The 17,657-nt window shown below is 67.0% G+C and carries 15 protein-coding genes and 1 tRNA gene; 5 read left to right on the forward strand and 11 right to left on the reverse strand.

What is annotated here, in order from left to right; genetic code table 11:
- Positions 1-7: 7 nt before the first annotated feature.
- Positions 8-748 (reverse strand): response regulator transcription factor, encoded by a 741-nt coding sequence (locus QRM96_RS18770; RefSeq protein ID WP_018762397.1) that lies wholly within the window; start codon positions 746-748, stop codon positions 8-10.
- A gap of 232 nt (positions 749-980) precedes the next feature.
- Between QRM96_RS18770 and QRM96_RS18775 the strand changes: the two genes are divergently transcribed.
- The 3 genes from QRM96_RS18775 to QRM96_RS18785 all read left to right on the forward strand — a co-directional run bounded on the left by QRM96_RS18775 (position 981) and on the right by QRM96_RS18785 (position 3,964).
- On the forward strand, positions 981-1,913 hold the full coding sequence (locus tag QRM96_RS18775) for a hypothetical protein (protein ID WP_285320557.1): 933 nt from the start codon (positions 981-983) through the stop codon (positions 1,911-1,913).
- A gap of 571 nt (positions 1,914-2,484) precedes the next feature.
- Positions 2,485-3,348 (forward strand): winged helix-turn-helix domain-containing protein, encoded by an 864-nt coding sequence (locus QRM96_RS18780; RefSeq protein ID WP_133832681.1) that lies wholly within the window; start codon positions 2,485-2,487, stop codon positions 3,346-3,348.
- 88 nt (positions 3,349-3,436) lie between these two features.
- Positions 3,437-3,964, forward strand: a complete 528-nt coding sequence (locus QRM96_RS18785; RefSeq protein ID WP_026264758.1) for a SixA phosphatase family protein — start codon at positions 3,437-3,439, stop codon at positions 3,962-3,964.
- Here the strand turns inward: QRM96_RS18785 and QRM96_RS18790 are convergent.
- Positions 3,942-4,871 (reverse strand): LysR family transcriptional regulator, encoded by a 930-nt coding sequence (locus QRM96_RS18790; RefSeq protein ID WP_285320558.1) that lies wholly within the window; start codon positions 4,869-4,871, stop codon positions 3,942-3,944. The genes QRM96_RS18785 and QRM96_RS18790 overlap by 23 nt on opposite strands.
- A 73-nt stretch (positions 4,872-4,944) precedes the next feature.
- Between QRM96_RS18790 and QRM96_RS18795 the strand changes: the two genes are divergently transcribed.
- The gene (locus QRM96_RS18795) at positions 4,945-5,949 is read left to right on the forward strand and encodes an EamA family transporter (RefSeq protein ID WP_285320559.1); all 1,005 of its coding nucleotides are present in this window, start codon (positions 4,945-4,947) and stop codon (positions 5,947-5,949) included.
- Positions 5,950-6,553: 604 nt separating this feature from the next.
- On the opposite strand, the gene QRM96_RS18800 is transcribed toward QRM96_RS18795, so the two are convergent.
- The 5 genes from QRM96_RS18800 to QRM96_RS18820 form a co-directional block, all read right to left on the reverse strand.
- Positions 6,554-7,198, reverse strand: coding sequence for a TetR/AcrR family transcriptional regulator (locus tag QRM96_RS18800; RefSeq protein WP_285320560.1), 645 nt, complete (start codon positions 7,196-7,198; stop codon positions 6,554-6,556).
- Positions 7,195-9,231, reverse strand: coding sequence for a YhgE/Pip family protein (locus QRM96_RS18805; protein WP_285320561.1), 2,037 nt, complete (start codon positions 9,229-9,231; stop codon positions 7,195-7,197). The genes QRM96_RS18800 and QRM96_RS18805 overlap by 4 nt, the downstream gene beginning before the upstream one ends.
- Complete coding sequence (locus tag QRM96_RS18810; RefSeq protein WP_285320562.1) at positions 9,228-9,977, reverse strand: P-loop NTPase family protein; 750 nt, start codon at positions 9,975-9,977, stop codon at positions 9,228-9,230. Before QRM96_RS18810 ends, QRM96_RS18805 begins: the two co-directional genes overlap by 4 nt.
- A 67-nt stretch (positions 9,978-10,044) precedes the next feature.
- Positions 10,045-11,499 carry a dihydrolipoyl dehydrogenase family protein gene (locus tag QRM96_RS18815; RefSeq protein WP_109044748.1) on the reverse strand — a complete coding sequence of 485 codons (1,455 nt, stop codon included), beginning with the start codon at positions 11,497-11,499 and terminating at the stop codon, positions 10,045-10,047.
- A 76-nt stretch (positions 11,500-11,575) separates the two neighbouring features.
- Positions 11,576-11,652: transfer RNA gene (locus QRM96_RS18820), tRNA-Arg, on the reverse strand.
- A gap of 277 nt (positions 11,653-11,929) precedes the next feature.
- On the opposite strand from QRM96_RS18820, the gene QRM96_RS18825 reads away from it, so the two are divergent.
- Complete coding sequence (locus QRM96_RS18825) at positions 11,930-13,756, forward strand: phosphoenolpyruvate carboxykinase (GTP) (protein WP_285320563.1); 1,827 nt, start codon at positions 11,930-11,932, stop codon at positions 13,754-13,756.
- A 98-nt stretch (positions 13,757-13,854) separates the two neighbouring features.
- Here the strand turns inward: QRM96_RS18825 and QRM96_RS18830 are convergent, their stop codons facing one another.
- From QRM96_RS18830 to QRM96_RS18845, 4 genes are all read right to left on the reverse strand, one after another.
- Positions 13,855-15,015 (reverse strand): globin domain-containing protein, encoded by a 1,161-nt coding sequence (locus tag QRM96_RS18830; RefSeq protein WP_285320564.1) that lies wholly within the window; start codon positions 15,013-15,015, stop codon positions 13,855-13,857.
- Between the two features lie 138 nt (positions 15,016-15,153).
- Positions 15,154-15,603, reverse strand: a complete 450-nt coding sequence (locus QRM96_RS18835) for an RrF2 family transcriptional regulator (protein WP_109044746.1) — start codon at positions 15,601-15,603, stop codon at positions 15,154-15,156.
- A 13-nt stretch (positions 15,604-15,616) separates the two neighbouring features.
- On the reverse strand, positions 15,617-16,114 hold the full coding sequence (locus tag QRM96_RS18840) for a hypothetical protein (RefSeq protein ID WP_109044745.1): 498 nt from the start codon (positions 16,112-16,114) through the stop codon (positions 15,617-15,619).
- Between the two features lie 6 nt (positions 16,115-16,120).
- Entirely contained in the window at positions 16,121-17,539 is a 1,419-nt protein-coding gene (locus tag QRM96_RS18845) for a phosphomannomutase/phosphoglucomutase (RefSeq protein ID WP_109044744.1), read from the reverse strand.
- Positions 17,540-17,657 lie beyond the last annotated feature (118 nt).

The following is a 17,657-nucleotide window of genomic DNA, read 5'->3' on the forward strand; positions in this document are numbered from 1 at the left end:
CCTTTGGCTAGTCTGCGGGTTTGATGACGTAGCCGGCTCCGCGCACGGTATGGATCATGGGCGGATGGTTGGCTTCGAGCTTCTTGCGCAGGTAGGAGATGTAAAGCTCCACGATGTTCGCCTGGCCGCCAAAGTCGTAGTCCCACACGTGGTCCAGGATCTGGGCCTTGCTCACCACGCGCTTGGGGTTTTCCATGAGGTAGCGGAGGAGTTCAAACTGCGTGGCCGTCAGTTGGATTTCCTCCCCGGCCCGGGTGACCTCCCGGGTGTCCACATTGAGGACCAGGTCGCCAACCACCAGTTCGGCCGTATCCATGGCGGCCACGCCGGAGCGCTGGACCAGGCGGTGCAGGCGCAGCAGGACTTCCTCCATGCTGAAGGGCTTGGTCACGTAGTCGTCGCCGCCGGCTGCCAGCCCCACGATCCGGTCCTGGACATCGTCTTTTGCGGTCAGGAACAGCGCGGGCACCTCCGGCGCGAAGGCGCGGATCCTGCCCAGCAGCTCCACGCCGTCGAACCCCGGCAGCATGACGTCGAGCACCAGGACGTCCGGATGGAAGTCCTTGGCAAGCTTGACGGCCGTGGGCCCGTCCCCGGCTACGGCCACGGACCAGCCCGCCATGCGCAGGCCCATGCTCATCAGCTCCGACAGGCTGGGTTCGTCATCGACCACCAGGGCCCGGATCGGAGAGCCGTCGGGATGGGAGAGCTGGGGCAGGTTGTTGGTCATGGAGTGCGGGGATGCCATGGGACAACTCTCCGATCTACCGGTGTGCCGGTGCTTTGCCGTTGCTGTGTTCCAGCTGTGAGCTCCAGCCTAGCCACCTGGACCCGAGGCCAGGAGCCTGCCCGTGCAGGCGGAAGCGTGCAGGTCACAGGCCGTGGTGGCCTGCTGCACAGCCTCTGCACAGCAATTCGGCAGAGCCTGTTGGAACAGACAGCATCACCACCAGCAGTTTCGACCTTCTTGGAGAATGACAATGGACGAGCACAACACCAAGCCAGCCCCGGGCACATCAGGGCAGAACCGGCAGCCGGCCCCCGTCTGGGGAGGCTCACCAGAGGGCAGCGGCCACGGCGCGGCGGCCCACGACCGGGAGTTCCCGGCCAACCAGGGCGGGGAAGCATACGAAACGGTCGGGCAGGAGCAGCCTTCGCAGGGTTGGGGAACGCCCGTGGAAGGTCCGCGATCGGCAGGGTGGGGTACTCCGCCGGCAACCGGCCAGGTGCACAGCGGCGGCACTGGTTGGGGCGCACCGCAGCAGTACGCTTCCACCTCGGCGTCCCGCGGGCCGAAAGGTGCGTGGACGGCGAAGAAGGGACTCCTGGTTGGCGGCGCGGCCGTGGTCCTGGGCGCAGCGGCCGGCGCCGGCGCCTACGCTGCCGGAAACGGCTCGGGCTCAGCAGCCAACGCCCAAGGCGCCGGCGCGGTCAGCCAGTTCGGTCCCGGCGGGCAGAACGGCATGGCCGGGCCGGGCAGCCAGGCCGGTACCAACGGCGGCACGGCCGGCGGCATGGGCATGGACGGGGGCCCCGGTGGCTTGGGGATGGGGGCGGCCGGCCTGAACGCTGCCATCCACTCCGAGTATGTGGTCCTGGAAGGTTCCAACTACGTAACCATGGCGGGCCAGGCGGGCACGGTGACGGATGTGTCGGCCACGTCGCTGACGGTCAAGAGCGAGGACGGCTTCTCCCGGACCTATGCCGTGGGCTCCGATGTGCAGATCACCCAGGGGATGAGGCAGCGCGGGGGCACATCCACTGGTAGCACGCTTAGCTTGTCCAACGTGACCGCGGGATCCAGCGTTCGGGTGACCGCGCTCAAGGACGGCGACACTTACACCGTCCAAGCCATCCAGCTTGCCACCGCCGGTTCCGGTACCTCGGCAGGTGCCGGAACCAGCAGCAACTGATCCCGGCATGCCGTACCACTCCCAGGCAGGTCCTGCCGCCGGCCCACGCCCGCCGTCAGGGCTAAAAAATCTGCCGCCGGCAGGACCGGGACTGGACATGGACTCCCGTCGTCCAGTCGATTCTATGTCAAGCGATTGAATTTCAGGGAGATTCGGAGAATTAGCGTTCCGTCGAATTATCTTCCGGGTGGGCGGCTATCCGGGGCTTTCCTCCGGATAACGAACGTTATTATTTCCCCATCTCGAAATAGTGATCTAAAACACAATCGACGGTTTTGTCTCACCATGTGGACGAATTGGTCCATTGTTACTTGCAAGTTGGCATTGTTACGCTGCACACTTCCAATGTGAACAAGAACTCAACAGCACCTGCAGCCGCAGAATATTGGCCCAGCACATCCGCTGCTGCCGACGTGCGCTGTTGTCGAATGCACGCCTGACCTTCGCACCCCTGAAGTTCTTAGGCATTCGCCCCCCAGCCCAGCGTCGGGCGTCCCTCCCCGGTCCGCGTTGACGGGGAATCCAGCATTCGAGCCGCGAACGCGGCCATTCACATTGAGGTAAGCATTCCATGTCAGTTGCATCCGGATACGTCCACATCTCCGTCCGTAACGCCGCCAAGGCAGGCCAGCCCTCCGGCCTGCGCCCCGGTTTCGGACCCCGCCCGGCGCTCGCTCCCACCTCCGGAAGCGCCTTCCCCGCGCAGGGCTACGCCCCGCAGGGATACAACCCGAACTCCTACGGCCAGCTCCGCGCCGTCCAGCCCGCCGAGGCCGCTCCCGTCACGGCCCCCACGCCCGTGGTGGCCGGTCCGAATGCTGTCCGCCCGGTGGCCAATGACAATGTGGCCCGCGGGTTCGTCCTGTACATGGGGATCGATGAGGAAACCGCGGCAGCAGCCGGCACCTCCATCGCCAAGCTCGCCCAGGAAATCCGTGCCTACGCCCAGTCGCTGGTTTCCGGTGCCGAGAGCTACGCCGCCGTTGCGGTAGCTCCGGCAGGCACCCCCGGGTCCGCACTCGACGTCGTCCGTTCCACGTTCGGCGACCCCACGGTCAACTCCCGCCAGCGCACCGAGGCCGCCCGTCCTGCGCAGCCGCAGGAACCGCGCCCCTCCGGTGTCCTGATCGACCTCGCGCGCCGCGAAGTCCACCTCGATGGTGAATCCCTGAACCTCACCTTCAAGGAATTTGAACTCCTCAACTACCTCGTTGAGAACGGCACCCGCACCGTGGGCCGCGACGAACTGCTCGAAGGGCTGTGGCGCAACGCCGAAGAGGTGCCCAATGAGCGCACCATCGACGTCCACATCCGGCGCCTCCGTTCCAAGCTGGGCCGCCTTGCCAATACCGTCCGCACGGTCCGCGGCCAGGGCTACCGGTTCTACGAGCACCCCGAAGTTGTTGTCTGGGCCGCTCCCGAGTACTCCATCTAGCGTCGGGTTCCACCCGTCCTGCCCCACCGGGCGGGGAGCAATTTGCGGGACCATCTTAGGGGCCCACGGGATTGGCTAGGCTTGGGCCATGAGTTCGCACCACGTTCGACGCCTCGTGATCATGCGCCATGCCAAGGCTGACTGGCCGGGCGGGGTGGCCGATCATGAGCGGCCGCTCGAGGAACGCGGACACCGGGAAGCGCCGCTCGCCGGGCGGTGGCTGCTCAAGCACAACATCGTCCCCGACTTCATCCTGTGCTCCAGCGCCCTGCGCACCCGGCAGACGTGCACCTGGGTCTGCTCCGAACTGGGGGACAAGGCGCCCACGCCCAAGCTTGAAGACGGCTTGTATGCGGCCTCAGCGCAGCGGATGCTCACCGTGGTCAACCACGTGCCGGACACCGTGACCACGCTGATGCTGATCGCGCACCTGCCCGGCGTGCAGGACCTGGCAATGCACCTCGCCTCCCGGGACTCCGACCACGACGCCTACATGGATGCCGCCACCCGCTTCCCCACCAATGCGCTGACCGTGCTGGAGACAGAGAAACCCTGGGCGGAACTGGATGGGCAGGACGCCAGGATTACCCGGTTCAAAGTTCCCCGGGCCCACTAGCGGCAACCCTGCCTGCGGCAATCTCCCGCAGCAGGCCCGCGACGTGCCTGATGCCGGGGCTGGCCGTCATGGTCTTGCGATGGATGAGCCCAACCTGGCGGGCCTGGACCGGGTTGACCACCGGAACGGCCACCACATCCCGGGGGAGTGCCGGCCGCCCCAGCCGGGGAACAAGCGCCACCGCCACCGCCTGCTCCACCATCGCAATATGCGTCGCGAAATCGGGATCGTACACCCGGATGTCCGGCACCCGGCCCAAATCCGCGAAAATCCGCAGCAGGGCTTCGTTGCAGATTGCCCCCGCCGGCGTGCTGATCCAGCGTTCGTCAACAAGCTCCGCCGGTGCAACCGCAGGGCGCCCCGCCAGGTGATGGCTGCGGTGCACCAGGACGTCCGCCACATCCTCGCACAGCCACTCCAGCGTCAGATGCTCCGGGATCACCAAGGGCACCGAATTCCAATTGTGCACCAGGCCGAGGTCCGCCTCCCCATTGGCCACCCGGGCCACGGCTTCCCGCGGATCCTCGGCCAGCACGGAGATACCCAACGGCACCCCTGACTTTTCGAGCTGTGCCAGCAGCGGGCCCACCAGTCCGCGGCAGGCCGTGGAAAATGACACCACCCGGAGGCTGCCGCTGGGTTTGGCCGGATCTGCCAGGAGCGTGGACTGCAGTTCCTCCAGTTCGGCCAGGATGCGCCGGCCGTATGCCGCCAGGGCCAGTCCGCGCTCCGTGAGCAGGACGCCGCGGCCCCGGCGCTCCAGCACCGCGAAGCCGGCTTCCTTCTCCAGCTTCTTCACCTGTTGGGACACGGCCGATGGGCTGAACCCCATGGCCTCCGAAGCCGCAATGACGGAACCGTGCTGCTCCACCGCTGCGAGGGCCCGCAGGGAGCCAATATCAATCATGAAGCAAAGGTACATGATTCGCGGTATAAACCAGCGCTGGTGCTTCATCCCTAGTCCTGTCAGAGTATGGATTGTGAACCTGCGCGATTCCCTGCTTGCCGTCCTTGTCGCCCTGCTGTGGGGCCTGAATTTCGTTGCCATCGACCTCGGGCTGCACGCCGGCGGCCACGACTTCCCGCCGCTGCTGTTCGTCGCCATGCGCTTCGTCCTGGTGGTGTTCCCGTGGATCTTCTTCATCAGGAAACCGGACGTCGGCTGGAAGGCCATCCTCGGCGTCGGACTCTTCATGAGCGCGGGTCAGTTCGGCCTCCTGTACCTGGCCATGGCCTTGGGCATGCCCGCGGGGCTCGCGTCCCTGGTCCTGCAGGCGCAGGTCCTGCTGACAGTCCTCCTAGCCGCGGGCTTCCTGGGCGAACGCCCCATCCGGCGGCAGCTGGCGGGCGTCGTGCTGGGCGTCGCCGGACTCGCCGTCGTGGCGGCAGGACGCAGCGCTGTGGCGCCGCTGCTCCCGCTGGTCATTGTCCTGGCTGCGGCCTTGTCATGGGCCGCCGGGAATGTCTTGGCCCGGAAGGCCAAAGCCGCCTCCGGCCTGGGGCTGGTGGTCTGGTCCGGGGCTGTGGTCCCGCTTCCGCTGGGCGCATTGTCCGTGCTGGTGGACGGCCCGGATACGGTGTGGCAGTCGCTGGCCACCCTGCAGATGCCCACCGTGTTCAGCGCGTTGTACACGGCAATCTTTGCCTCGCTGGTGGGTTACGGCATTTGGAACCGGCTCCTTGCCAGCCACCCGTCGTCGGCCGTGGTGCCCTTCACGCTCCTGGTCCCGGTGGTGGGCATGAGCGCCGCGTGGCTGGTCCTCGCAGAGGTGCCGTCGGCAACGGAACTGGCGGGCGGACTGCTTCTCCTGGGCGGCGTCGCGACCGCGGTGATCACCGGAACGGGCGGGCGCCGTCAGCGGCGCGGGGCTGAGCCGCTGCCGGGCCGTGGTGCCGGTTTGGGGGCCGGAGACGCGGACGACGACGGGCGCTTGGCTGCCGCCGATGTCCCGCGGGCGGGAGCGCGGGAGGCCGACGTCCGCTGACCGGGGGACGCCTGGATGCCGGATGCGTGGGGCCCGGACGCCTGGCCGGCCCGTGGTGCGGCACCGCGCGGGCTGCGGGCAGGACTGGACCGCTGCGATGGGTTGCGCTGCGGTGCGGTGCCCTGCGTTGTGGCCCGGGTGCCCGCCCGTGGTGCGGCCGCCGGGCGCCTGGTGGTTCCGGCCGGCCTGCGGACCGGTGCTGTGCGCCGCCGGCCCGGCCAGAGCGCGCCCAGGAAGAGGATTCCGAAAGTCGCGACGGCCGCAACCCCGGCGCCCAGGAAGTAGTTGTCCGGGTCGCGGGTGGGCAGCGGGGTGCCCAGGAAGGAGGACTGGTCGTCGTACGCCAGCGTCCAGGTGCTGAGGAACGCCAGGGAAAAGCCGAGGGCAAGGGCAGTTCCGGTCCCCGCAGCGAGCAGGGCGAAGCGCCGGCGGCGGACCACGATTTCGGCCACCGCAGCCAGGTACGCCAGCGCCAGCACGCCAAGGAACGCGACGAACACCGGCTCCGCAAGGGTCATCCCCGTGAGCACCAGGAGCCCGGCGGCGACGACGCCGCAGATCACCGCAAATTTTCCGCTCTTTCCGGTATGGCGCATGTGCTCCATCATCCCCGAGGAGCGGCCTCCCCCAGGACGTAGCCGCGCATGATGGCCATGATTGCTGCAACACTTTGGTCACGGGTGCGCTCAGGATTGTAGGTCTGCCGGTCCAGGCCCACCACGAAGCAGGCGCCGAAGATGGCTGTCTCCAGGCTGCCCCGGGACACCGAGCCATCCACCGGATACGCCGCGGCCACGCTTTCCACGGCCTGGCCGATGACCGCGAGGAGCTCCCCGCGCAGGACCGCAAAGGTGCCCTGCCATTCACTGGGGATCCGCCAGTTCTCGCTGACCCACAGGCGGGCGAAGGAAGGGTATTCGGCCATGAAGTCCATGGCCTGGCCAATCATCGCTTCCATGGCCAGCAGCGGGTCCCGGCCGCTGCCGCCGTCAGCGGCCTCAAGCAGGCGTGCCTTGAGGATGTCCACCCCGTGCCGCAGCAACTGGGCGATCAGCTCGGATTTGCTGCCGAAGTTGTAATAGACCGTGCCCTTGGACACTCCGGCCGCCGCGGCGATCTCGTCCACCGTGACGTTGGCCGCCCCGCGTTCGCCGATGAGCTCCATGGAGGCGTCGAAGAGTTTCTGGCGGGTGGCGTTGGTCCGGGCAGGCCGGAGCGCTTTTGCCCCGGCCTGGGGTTCGGTGGTCATACGGCAATCTCCGGTTTCAGCGTCTTGAGTGTCCAGTACTTGTTCTTGCGCACCGCCAGGGTGGACAGGGCGGCGCCCAGTACCGTGTACCCGAGCAGGCCAACCAGGGTGGGAACAATCATGGACAGGTCCGCGCCGTAGATCAGGTGCCGCATCCCGGTCACCACGTAGCCCATGGGAAGGACCTGGTGCACAGCATGCAGCGGCTCCGGGGTGGTCTGCCACGGGAACGTGCCGCCGGAGGACACCAGCTGCAGGACCAGCAGGATCAGCACCACGAGCTTGCCCGGGGAGCCCAACAAGGCCACGATCCCCTGGATAAGGGCGCTGAACGCCATCGCCGCGGCCAGCAGGAACAGCCACATCAGGACCGGGTGCGCCGGGTTCAACCCCAGCGCCACATCCACCACCAGGGTCAGCAGGGACGCCTGCACCACCGAGACCAGCAGGAACGGCAGCCAGCCGCCCAGCGCGATCTTCCACGAGGGCGCGTTCGAGGCCAGGGCCCGCTGGGTGATGGGCCGCATCGCCTGGATCAGCATGAAGATCCCGATCCACAGGGCGAGCGTGAGGAAGAACGGTGCCAGCCCTGCGCCGTAGGAACCGGCCTTGGCCTGCGAGACATTGCTGACCGCCACAGGATCGGCCATCACCTGGGAGAGGTTGCTCTTCTGCGTGTCGTCCGGGTTGGGAACCTGGCCGGCACCCTTTCCGATCTCGTCGGCCAGGGTACGGGAGCCGGTGGCGGCCTGGCCCGCACCATCGGCGAGCTGGGCCGCGCCGGCGTCCACTTTCCGCGCCCCGTCCGCAAGGCCGGAGGCGCCGTCGACGGCAGACTGCTCACCGGTCGCCAGCGCTGCGGCCCCTGTGTGCAGCTGGTTCGCCCCGGCCGATGCCTGCCCGATGGCGTCCTTCAGGGCCGGCATCCCGGCAGCCAGCTGGGCTGCGCCGACGCTGACCGCCTGGGAGCCGTCGGCCAGCTGCTGGACCTGTTCGGCGTCTGTCTGGATCTTGGCCTTGGCTGCTGCCACAGGGCTGGACGCTGCGGCGGCATCGAAATCAGCCAATACCTTGTCAGCCTGTTCCTGGGTCAGGACACCCGAGGCGACCAGCCTGCTGTTGGACTCCACCACCCGGGCGCGCAGTCCTTGGTCGGCTGCCTCGAGCTGGGACGCCACATCCTGGACCTTGGTGTTCAGCTGGGCGTTCCCGGCAGCCACCTGAGCCGCGCCGGAGGCAAGCGTTTGGGTATCGGAGGGCAGCGTGGCGGTCTTGTCCTTCAGGGTGGACAATCCGTTGCTGAGCTGCCCCGCGCCGTCGGTCAGCTGGTTGGCGCCGTCCCGCAGCTTCAGCTGGCCGGCGTACAACTGGTCGGCGCCGCTGCTCAAGGCGGTGGTGCCCTCGTGGAGGGTGACCGTTCCGTCCCTGAGGGTGGCCACTCCGTCGGCCAACTGGGCGGCGCCGTCCGCGGCCTGGACCATCTTGCTGTGGATGGTGCCGAAGCCGGTGAGCAGCTGGTTGGCGGTCTCCTCCCCAACCTCCTTGGCCACCGTGGTGTGGACGGCCGTGGTCAGTTTGTCCACGATGGTGCTCAACAGGTAGTTGTTGGCATCGTTCGTGGTGACGTTCAGCATGGCCTGGCTCGCGGAATCAAAGCTGCCCGGTGAGACCAGGTTTGCCGAGAAATCCTTGGGGATCTTCAGGGCGAAGGCGTACTGGCCGCTGCTGACTCCGGCGTCGGCCTCCGTTGAGCTGGACACCGGAACCCAGTGGAACACGTTGCCCTCCACCAGGCTGTCCGCCACTTTGGTTCCGGCCTCCAGCCGGGTGCCGTCGGCAGCGGTGGCGCCGGAGTCCTCGACCACCAGTGCGGCGTCGAGGCTGTTGAGGTGCCCGTAAGGATCCCAGTTCGCGTACAGGTACACCGCACCGTAGAGCAGCGGGACCATGGTCAGCGCCAGGATGGTCAGCTTGGGCAGCAGACCGCCGGTCATGCGCTTGAGTTCGGAGCGGGCCAGCCGCAGGACAGTCACTTGGCAACCTCGGTTTCGAGTTCGGTTTCCTGGTTTTCCCGGTCAGGCGCGGACTCCGCTGAGTGCTTGCCGGCCGGGGCATCGGGTTCGGTTTCGGGTATCCGTTCCGGCGCGGGTTCGGGTGCATCGTTGCCGATGTGGGCGACCGGTCCGTCCCACGAGGCGGGGACGGCACTGACGGCCGCTACGACGGCGAGGGGGCGCCCGGCGTCGTATGCCAACGCCTGGAGGCGCGGCAGCCAGGTGAGGTCATCCGCGCTGTGCCGGTCAGGGGAGTCGACCACCAGCAGGTCGGTGCCCGGGTTGGCGAGGGCCAGCGCCGTGAGCAGCTCAAGCCGCCGCCGCGGCTCGAGCTGTTCGGTCCACAGGTCCGCGATGTCTTCGAACCGGTTGACCTTGAGCCAGGGCCGGCTGAGCAGGGCGCCACGGTAGCGGCGGGGGATCAGGGCCAGGTCCTCGGTGACCAGGTCACGGACGCTGAGGTGTTCTTCCGGCTCATTGACGCCGGGGGAGTCCACCAGAGCCGCGGCGAGGCGGAGCTGCTTGGTCCGGGAGTTGCCGTCCCAGCTGAGCTGCCCGCCGCCGGTGGCCTTCATCCTGCCGCTGAGCAGGAGTGCCAGCGCGGTGCGCTGGTCCTGCCGGTCGCCGGCAACGAGCAGCAGCTCGCCACGCGCAACCGTCAGGGACGTGGGAGGAAGCAGCGGGTCCCGGCGTCCTTTGGCCTGGAGCTGGTGTGCTGAGAGCAAGGCTTGCCTTTCGCAGAAGAAGTCTGCATCAAGACTAACAAAACTGACCGGTCAGTTCAAATAAGACTCACAGGCCATACTTCTCCAGCAGCCGCAGCCAGACCTCACTGATGGTCGGGTAGGAAGGGACTGCGTGCCATAGCCGGTCCAGCGGAACTTCGCCCACTACCGCGATGGTGGCGGCGTGGAGTAGCTCGGCCACATCGGGCCCGGCGAAGGTGGCGCCCAGGAGGACTTTGCGGTCTTCGTCAACCACCAGCTGCGCCCACCCCTCGTAGTTCTCGGAGTGCAGGGAGGAACCAGCCACCTGGATGGGCAGCTCCACGGACGAGGCGTTGTAGCCGTCTTTCCTGGCAGTTTCCAGCGTGCGCCCCACGCTGGCCAGTTCCGGATCCGTGAAGACGACGCTGGGTACGGCGTGCTGGTTGGCCGTCTGGGCGCAGCTGGTCCAGTCGCCCGGGGCTCCCTTGAGCCCGCCCTTGGCCCGGGCGGCGATGGCGTCACCGGTGGCGCGGGCCTCGTATTTGCCCTGGTGGGTGAAGAGGTTCTTCCCGGCGGCGTCCCCTACGGCGTACAGCCAGTCGTCGTCGCCGGGGGTCCCTTCCACGAGGCCGGTGGTGTCCGTGGACAGGCTCAGGTGGCCCGATTCTCCGGGCTCGAAGCCGACACTTTCCAGGCCGAGGCCTTCCAGCGCCGGGTGCCGGCCGGTGGAGACCAGGACCTTTTCTGCCGTGACGGTGGTTCCGTCGCCCAGGCTGACGGTGAGGGTGCCGTCCTCGTTTGCGCTGATCCGTTCGGTGGCCGTATGCAGCCGGAGGGTCACGCCGTCTGCCCGCAATCCCGCCGCAACCAGCGCCGCCGCTTCCTCCGGAAAGGTGCCCAGCAGGCCGCTGCGCGCCACCAGGGTAACGCTCGAGCCCAGGCGGGCGAAGGCCTGAGCGAGCTCCGTGCCGGCGACTCCGCCGCCCAGGACCGTGAGGCGTTCGGGGATCTCAGCCGCGGAGGTCGCTTCCCGGGTGCCCCAGACCTGCACGTCCTCCAGCCCCTCGATGGGAGGGTTGTTGGGGGTGGACCCGGTGGCCAGGACCACCGCGTGCCTGGCCCGCAGCAGGTGTTGCGCCCCATCCAGGCCCGCCACTTCAACCGCCTTGGGCCCGGTCAGCCAGCCGTGGCCGCGCACCAGCTCGATGCCGGTGTCCTCCGCCCAGCTGACTTGGCTGTCGTCCTGCCAGTTGGATGTGAAGTAATTGCGGCGGGCCAGGACGGCTGCGGCGTCCAGGGTTCGGGTGACGGCTTCCTTGGCGCCGGGGGTGGTCTGCGCCCCATGCAGGGCGGTGCCGGGCCGGAGCAGTGCCTTAGATGGCATGCATGCCCAGTAGGAGCATTCACCGCCAACAAGTTCCGCTTCCACCATGACGGCGCTCAGGCCCGCCTGGACCACGCGGCCCGCCACGTTTTCCCCTACGGCGCCTGCGCCGATAACAACAACATCAAATTCGCGCTCAGCGGCCTCGGGCATCATGTGCACAGCCTAGCCGGGACGCGGCGCCTGGAGGGTACAAAAAAGGTCCGCACCGGCGAGCCGGTGCGGACCTTGTTGGTGCGCCCAAAGGGATTCGAACCCCTGACCTTCTGTTCCGTAGACAGACGCTCTATCCAGCTGAGCTATGGGCGCATTCCGCGTCCCGGGAGAAGAACCGCTCTCCCCGAACCTCGAATTACTTTACGCGAGGCGGGGCCGTAGTGCCAAATCGAAACCCTTGTAATCTCGGCAACTAGACCGGTATAGGTGACCTTTGTCACTTAATCCGCGATTCTGCGGCAAAAATTCCTTGGATTTCCGCGGAATTCACTTTTCGTGACCGGAGATGTCAGTCAAGCTCCCAAAAAACTCCAGTGGTCCGGACCATAGCATTTAGCTCACACCGATGAACCCGAGGAAGGGAACTGCAATGGGCGATCTGGCGCAGAAGCCGCTGCTTGAGAAAGCACCCACCACACATGCCGGCTTGCTGGCATGGGTCGAAGAGGTTGCTGAGCTTACGCAGCCGGACCGCATCTACTGGGTTGACGGGTCCGAAGAGGAAAACACCCGCCTGACCGACGAACTCGTTGCTGCCGGAACGCTCACGCGCCTCAACCAGGACCTGTTCCCCAATTCCTTCGCCGCGTTCTCGGATCCCGCCGACGTTGCCCGCGTCGAGGAGCAGACCTTCATCTGCTCGGAAAACAGGCGTGACGCCGGCTTCACCAACAACTGGATGGACCCGCGCGAGATGAAGGACAAGCTGCGCGGGCTCTTCGCCGGTTCCATGCGCGGCCGCACCATGTACGTCATCCCGTTCGTCATGGGCCACCTGGATGCCGAGGACCCCAAGTTTGGCGTGGAAATCACTGACAGCGCCTACGTTGTTGCCTCCATGCGCATCATGGCCCGCATTGGCACGGATGTCCTGAACCGGATCACCGAGACCAACGCCTTTTTCGTCCCGGCCCTGCATTCCCTGGGCGCGCCGCTGGCACCGGGCCAGGATGACGTCCCGTGGCCGTGCAACCCGGACAAGTGGATCGTCCACTTCCCCGAAGAGCGCTCCATTTGGTCCTTTGGCTCCGGCTACGGTGGAAACGCGCTGCTGGGCAAGAAGTGCTACGCCCTGCGCATCGCCTCCGTCATGGCCCGCGACGAAGGCTGGCTGGCAGAGCACATGCTCATCCTCAAGCTGACCTCCCCCGAGCAGAAGACGTACTACATTTCCGCGGCCTTCCCCTCCGCCTGCGGCAAGACCAACCTCGCCCTGCTGGATCCCACCATCAAGGGCTGGAAGGTTGAAACCCTCGGTGACGACATCACCTGGATGCGGTTCGGCAAGGAAGGCGAGCTGCGGGCCGTCAACCCCGAGGCCGGCCTGTTCGGCGTGGCACCCGGTACCGGCTGGGGCACCAACCCCAACGCCATGCGGGCCATCGCCAAGGGCAGTAGCATCTTCACGAACGTGGCGCTGACCGACGACGGCGGCGTGTGGTGGGAAGGCATGACGGAGGAGGTGCCCGCGCACCTTACCGACTGGCAGGGCAACTCCTGGACGCCGGATTCGGACAAGCCCGCGGCCCACCCGAACTCACGCTTCTGCACCCCGATCGACCAGATCGACATGTTGGCCGAGGAGTACTTCAGCCCGGACGGCGTGGAGCTCTCTGCCATCCTGTTCGGCGGCCGCCGAAAGACCACCATTCCCCTGGTCACCGAGGCCCGCAGCTGGTCCAACGGCATCTTCATGGGCTCCACCCTGTCCTCCGAAACCACCGCTGCCGCCGCCGGCGCGGTCGGTGTGGTCCGGCGCGACCCCATGGCCATGCTGCCGTTCATCGGCTACGACGCAGGCGACTACCTGAACCACTGGGTAAACCTGTCCGCCAAGGCAAACCCGGAACGCCTGCCCAAGATCTTCCTGGTCAACTGGTTCCGCCGGAACTCCGAAGGCGGCTTCGCCTGGCCCGGCTTCGGTGACAACGCCCGCGTCCTCAAGTGGGCCATCGAGCGCCTCGAAGGCACGGCGGACGCCGTCGAAACCCCCATCGGCTACGTGCCCACCGGCGAGGCCATCGACCTCGAAGGCCTGGACATGACGGCTGCGCAGGTTGAGGAGGCCGTCAAGGTCGATCCCGCCGAGTGGGCTACCGAGCTGGCCTCCATTGAAGACTGGTTCGCCAACTTCGGGGGCTCGCTGCCCGAAGCCCTGCAGTCCGAACTGGCAGGCCTCAAGGCCCGCCTGGGCTGAGCTGCCCCCTTATCTGTACGACGACGGCCCCGCACCTTTTCCCCAAAGGTGCGGGGCCGTCGTCGTACTGTGGGCCCGGGAGCGGGCCGTGGGTGGATTCAGCTCGCGAGCCAGATGTCCGGGCCGAAGACCTCGTAGTGGATCCTGGTGGCGGGAATGCCCGCGTTGATGGCTTCGTTGCGGATGTTCTTCATGAACGGCAGCGGGCCGCAGAGGTAGAGGGACGCACCGGCCGGGAGGTCCACTTCGCGCAGGGACATGAAACCCTGCCTGGTGCCGTCCACCGGCTGCTCCAGCCAGAGTTGCAGTTCCGCGCCGTCCAGACGCTCGACGTCGCTGGTCATCTGGCTGCGCAGGGCCCAGCTGTCCAGGGTGCTTTCCGCGTGCAGCACCAGCACCTGCCGGTCAGAGCCGGATTCGGCCAGCGACCGCAGGATGGACGCGGTGGGGGTGCAGCCGATGCCTGCGGAGGCCAGGACCACCGGGCCGTCGCCGTCCTTGAGCGTGATCTCACCGTAAGGGTTGGAAATCTCGACGACGTCGCCCACCTGGACGGTGTGGTGCAGCACGGGGGAGACCTCGCCGCCGTCGTCGAGTTTGGTGGTGAAGATGCGGCTGGTGCCGGCATCGCCGGAAAGCGAGTACTGCCGCACCTGCCGCAGTCCGTCGGGGAGCGCCACCTTGACGCTGATGTACTGGCCGGGCAAGGCGGGGGTGACGGGGGTGTCGTCGGCCGGCTCCAGGGTGAAGGTCATGGACCCGGTTCCTGCCGGTGCCTTGGCTGCCACCCGCCAGGGCGTCCACATTTTGTCGTTGGCCTGCGCGGCGTAGAGGCCCTTTTCGAGCTTGATCAGGGCGTGCGCCATCAGCCAGTACACCTCGGTCCAGGCCTCCGCGATTTCAGGAGTGATCACCTCGGCGAGGTCTTCGGCGATGGCGGCGAACAGGTGCTCGTAGACCACCTGGTACTGCGGTTCGGTGATGCCCAGGGAGGCGTGCCGGTGCGCGATGCGGGAAAGGACCGTCTCCGGCAGGGTGCCCGGATTGTTGACCAAGTGGGTGGCGAAGGCTGCGATGCTCCCGGCGAGGGCCTGCTGCTGGTTCCCGGAGCGCTGGTTGGAGCGGCTGAACAGGCCATCCATCAGTTCGGGGTGCGCCGCGAACAGGCGGGCGTAAAAGTTCGGGGTGATGGATCCGATCCTGGAGCCGACCAGCGGCAGGGTGGCCTCAATGACGGGGCGGGACTTGTCCGAGAGCATCTGAACTCCTGAGGTTATGGCCGGGGCCTTCGTCCGGCCGGATGGAAACTTGTATTTCAAATACAAGTATTCGGCCTCAGTTCTACACTGTGTAGAAGTTGGAAATCAAACTGGCAGGTAATGCCCGGATACGTTGGGCTACAAGCCCGGGCGGAGGCCGATCACCTGGAATACGGGCGCCATCTGGCGGGCTTGGGGAAGATCCGCGATCACCACGGAGTCGAGCTCAGCGTAGAAGGCTTCGCGTGCGCGGGCCAGGGCGCTCCGGAGCCGGCATTCGGTGATCAGTGGACAATTTCCGGCCGGCGATACGCAATCGGCCGGATCCAGCCGGGAATCGAGCTGCCGCAGGATCTGCCCCACGCTGGCGGTGCGCCCGGCATGGCTGAGCTGGGACCCGCCGGAGCGGCCCCGGACAACCTCGATCAGCCCCAGGCTCCGCAGCTTGGCCATCGCCTTGCTGACGTGGTTGTAGGGCGTCCCCACCGAGTCCGCGATGCTCTGGGTGGTCAGCAGGGTGCCGTCCGGGACCGCTGCGAGCACCATGAGTGCCCGCAGGCTGACGTCGGCGAAGGCGTTGATCTTCACGGCTGCCGCTGGTCTAGTCCACCCAGATGGCGGGCTCGCTGGCGTCCGCGCCCAGCTCGCCAAAATCCCAGGACTGGGTGCTGGGGTTGGCGGCATAGGGCAGCACAGCGGCAAACAGCGAACCGTCCCGGTGCTCCGCGGCCACGTGGATGGCGTCGGAATCCTCCTCCACCAGCAGGATGTCGCACACGACGGCGGCGGCGCGGAAGTCGTCCCGGTTCTGCCGCAGGAGCGCCTGGAGGTCCTGGATCATGGCCTCGGCGTCGAAATCCCCGTCCGTGTCCTCCCCGGCTTCCGCCGGGGAGACGGCAACCAGCCGCACCTCGCCGTCGTTTTGGACCGTGAGCGCGAAGGGCAGGAAGCCGCCGTTGCGCTGGAGCTGCTCCTGGGCCGCGCTCACACCCGTCCCCAGGAGGTTCTCCAGGTCGGTTGCCGTGGCTTCCGGAACAGAATCGCGCCAGCTCTCCTGGCCGCCGGGGCCCTCCGTTGCCTGCCCGGTGTGGTCTGCCATCCGCTGCTAGGCCCGTACCAGCGAGAGGACGCGGTCGCGGACGCGCTCCATGGTGGCTCGGTCCGTCGCCTCGGCATTGAGCCGCAGGAACGGTTCGGTGTTGGAGGGGCGGAGGTTGAACCAGTAGCTGCCGTCGTTGGCCGTGAACGTGCTGCCGTCCAGGGTGTCGATGGTGAGGTCCTCGTCCGCGAAAGCCTGGCGTACCCGCTCCACCGCCGCCGGCTTGTCCTCCACCTCGGAGTTGATCTCGCCGGAGCTGACGTAGGGCTCGTATTCGCGTGCCAGGTCGGACAGCGGGCCGTCCTGCTCGCCCAGTGCTGCCAGGACATGCATGGCTGCCAGCATGCCGGTGTCCGCGTTCCAGAAATCGCGGAAGTAGAAGTGCGCGGAGTGTTCGCCGCCGAATACGGCGCCTTCCTCGGCCATGACCGCCTTGATGAACGAGTGGCCCACGCGGGTCCGGACAGCACGTCCGCCGTCGTGCTCCACCAGCTCGGCGACGGCACGGGAGGTCAGGAGGTTGTGGATGATCGTGGGCTTTTCCTCGCCCTGTGCCTTGGCGCGGGCGATCTCGCGGCGCGCCACCATCCCGGTAATGGCGGACGGGGACACGGGCTCGCCCTTCTCGTCGATGACGAAGCAGCGGTCTGCGTCGCCGTCGAAGGCCAGGCCGATGTCCGCACCGTGCTTGATGACCGCCGCCTGGAGGTCGCGGAGGTTCTCCGGCTCCAGGGGGTTGGCGGGGTGGTTGGGGAAGGATCCATCCAGTTCAAAGTAAAGCGGAACAATGTCGAACGGGAGTTTGTGCAGCAACGCGTCGCCCAGCACGGCGGGAGTGGTCAGGCCTGCCATGCCGTTGCCGGCGTCCACCACCACCTTCAGCGGGCGGGAGGCCGAGAGGTCAACCAGCTTGCGCAGGTACTCGGAGTAGTCCTTGAGGACGTCGCGGACGCTGATGCTTCCGCGGGTGCCGGCGGCGGGGATGGACCCGGTGTTGAGGTACTGCTCCGCGAGGGCCTGGATCTCCTTGAGGCCGGTTTCGGAGGAAATCGGGACGGCACCGGCCTTGGACATCTTGATGCCGTTGTAGGCGGCGGGATTGTGGCTGGCGGTGAAGGTTGCGCCGGCGCGGTTGAGGAAACCGCAGGCGAAGTACAGCTCATCGGTGGAAATCAGGTCCAGCAGCTCTACGTTGGCGCCCCTGGTTGCGGCTCCGTTGGCGAAGGCCTTGGTGAACTCGGGGGAGGAGGGGCGCATGTCACCGCCCACCACGATGGTCTGGCCTTCGAGCTTGAGGACATCCACGAACGCGGCCCCCACGGCTTCGACGATTTCGGCGGTGATCGATTCGCCCACAATCCCTCGGACGTCGTAGGCCTTGAAGGATGCCGAGAGATCAAATGTCGTTGTCTGTTCGCTAGTCACGGGCTTTATCTTACGTGGGCGGCGGAGGCAGCCAAGCTGGTTCCGGGCGCACTTTCGTAACAGCTGCGCGCATTCGGGTGCTCCGGCCGCAGCTTTCCACATAGCAGTCCCGGCCTGT

It is taken from the genome of Pseudarthrobacter sp. lyk4-40-TYG-27 (assembly GCF_030209295.1).
Classification (GTDB): Bacteria; Actinomycetota; Actinomycetes; order Actinomycetales; family Micrococcaceae; genus Arthrobacter.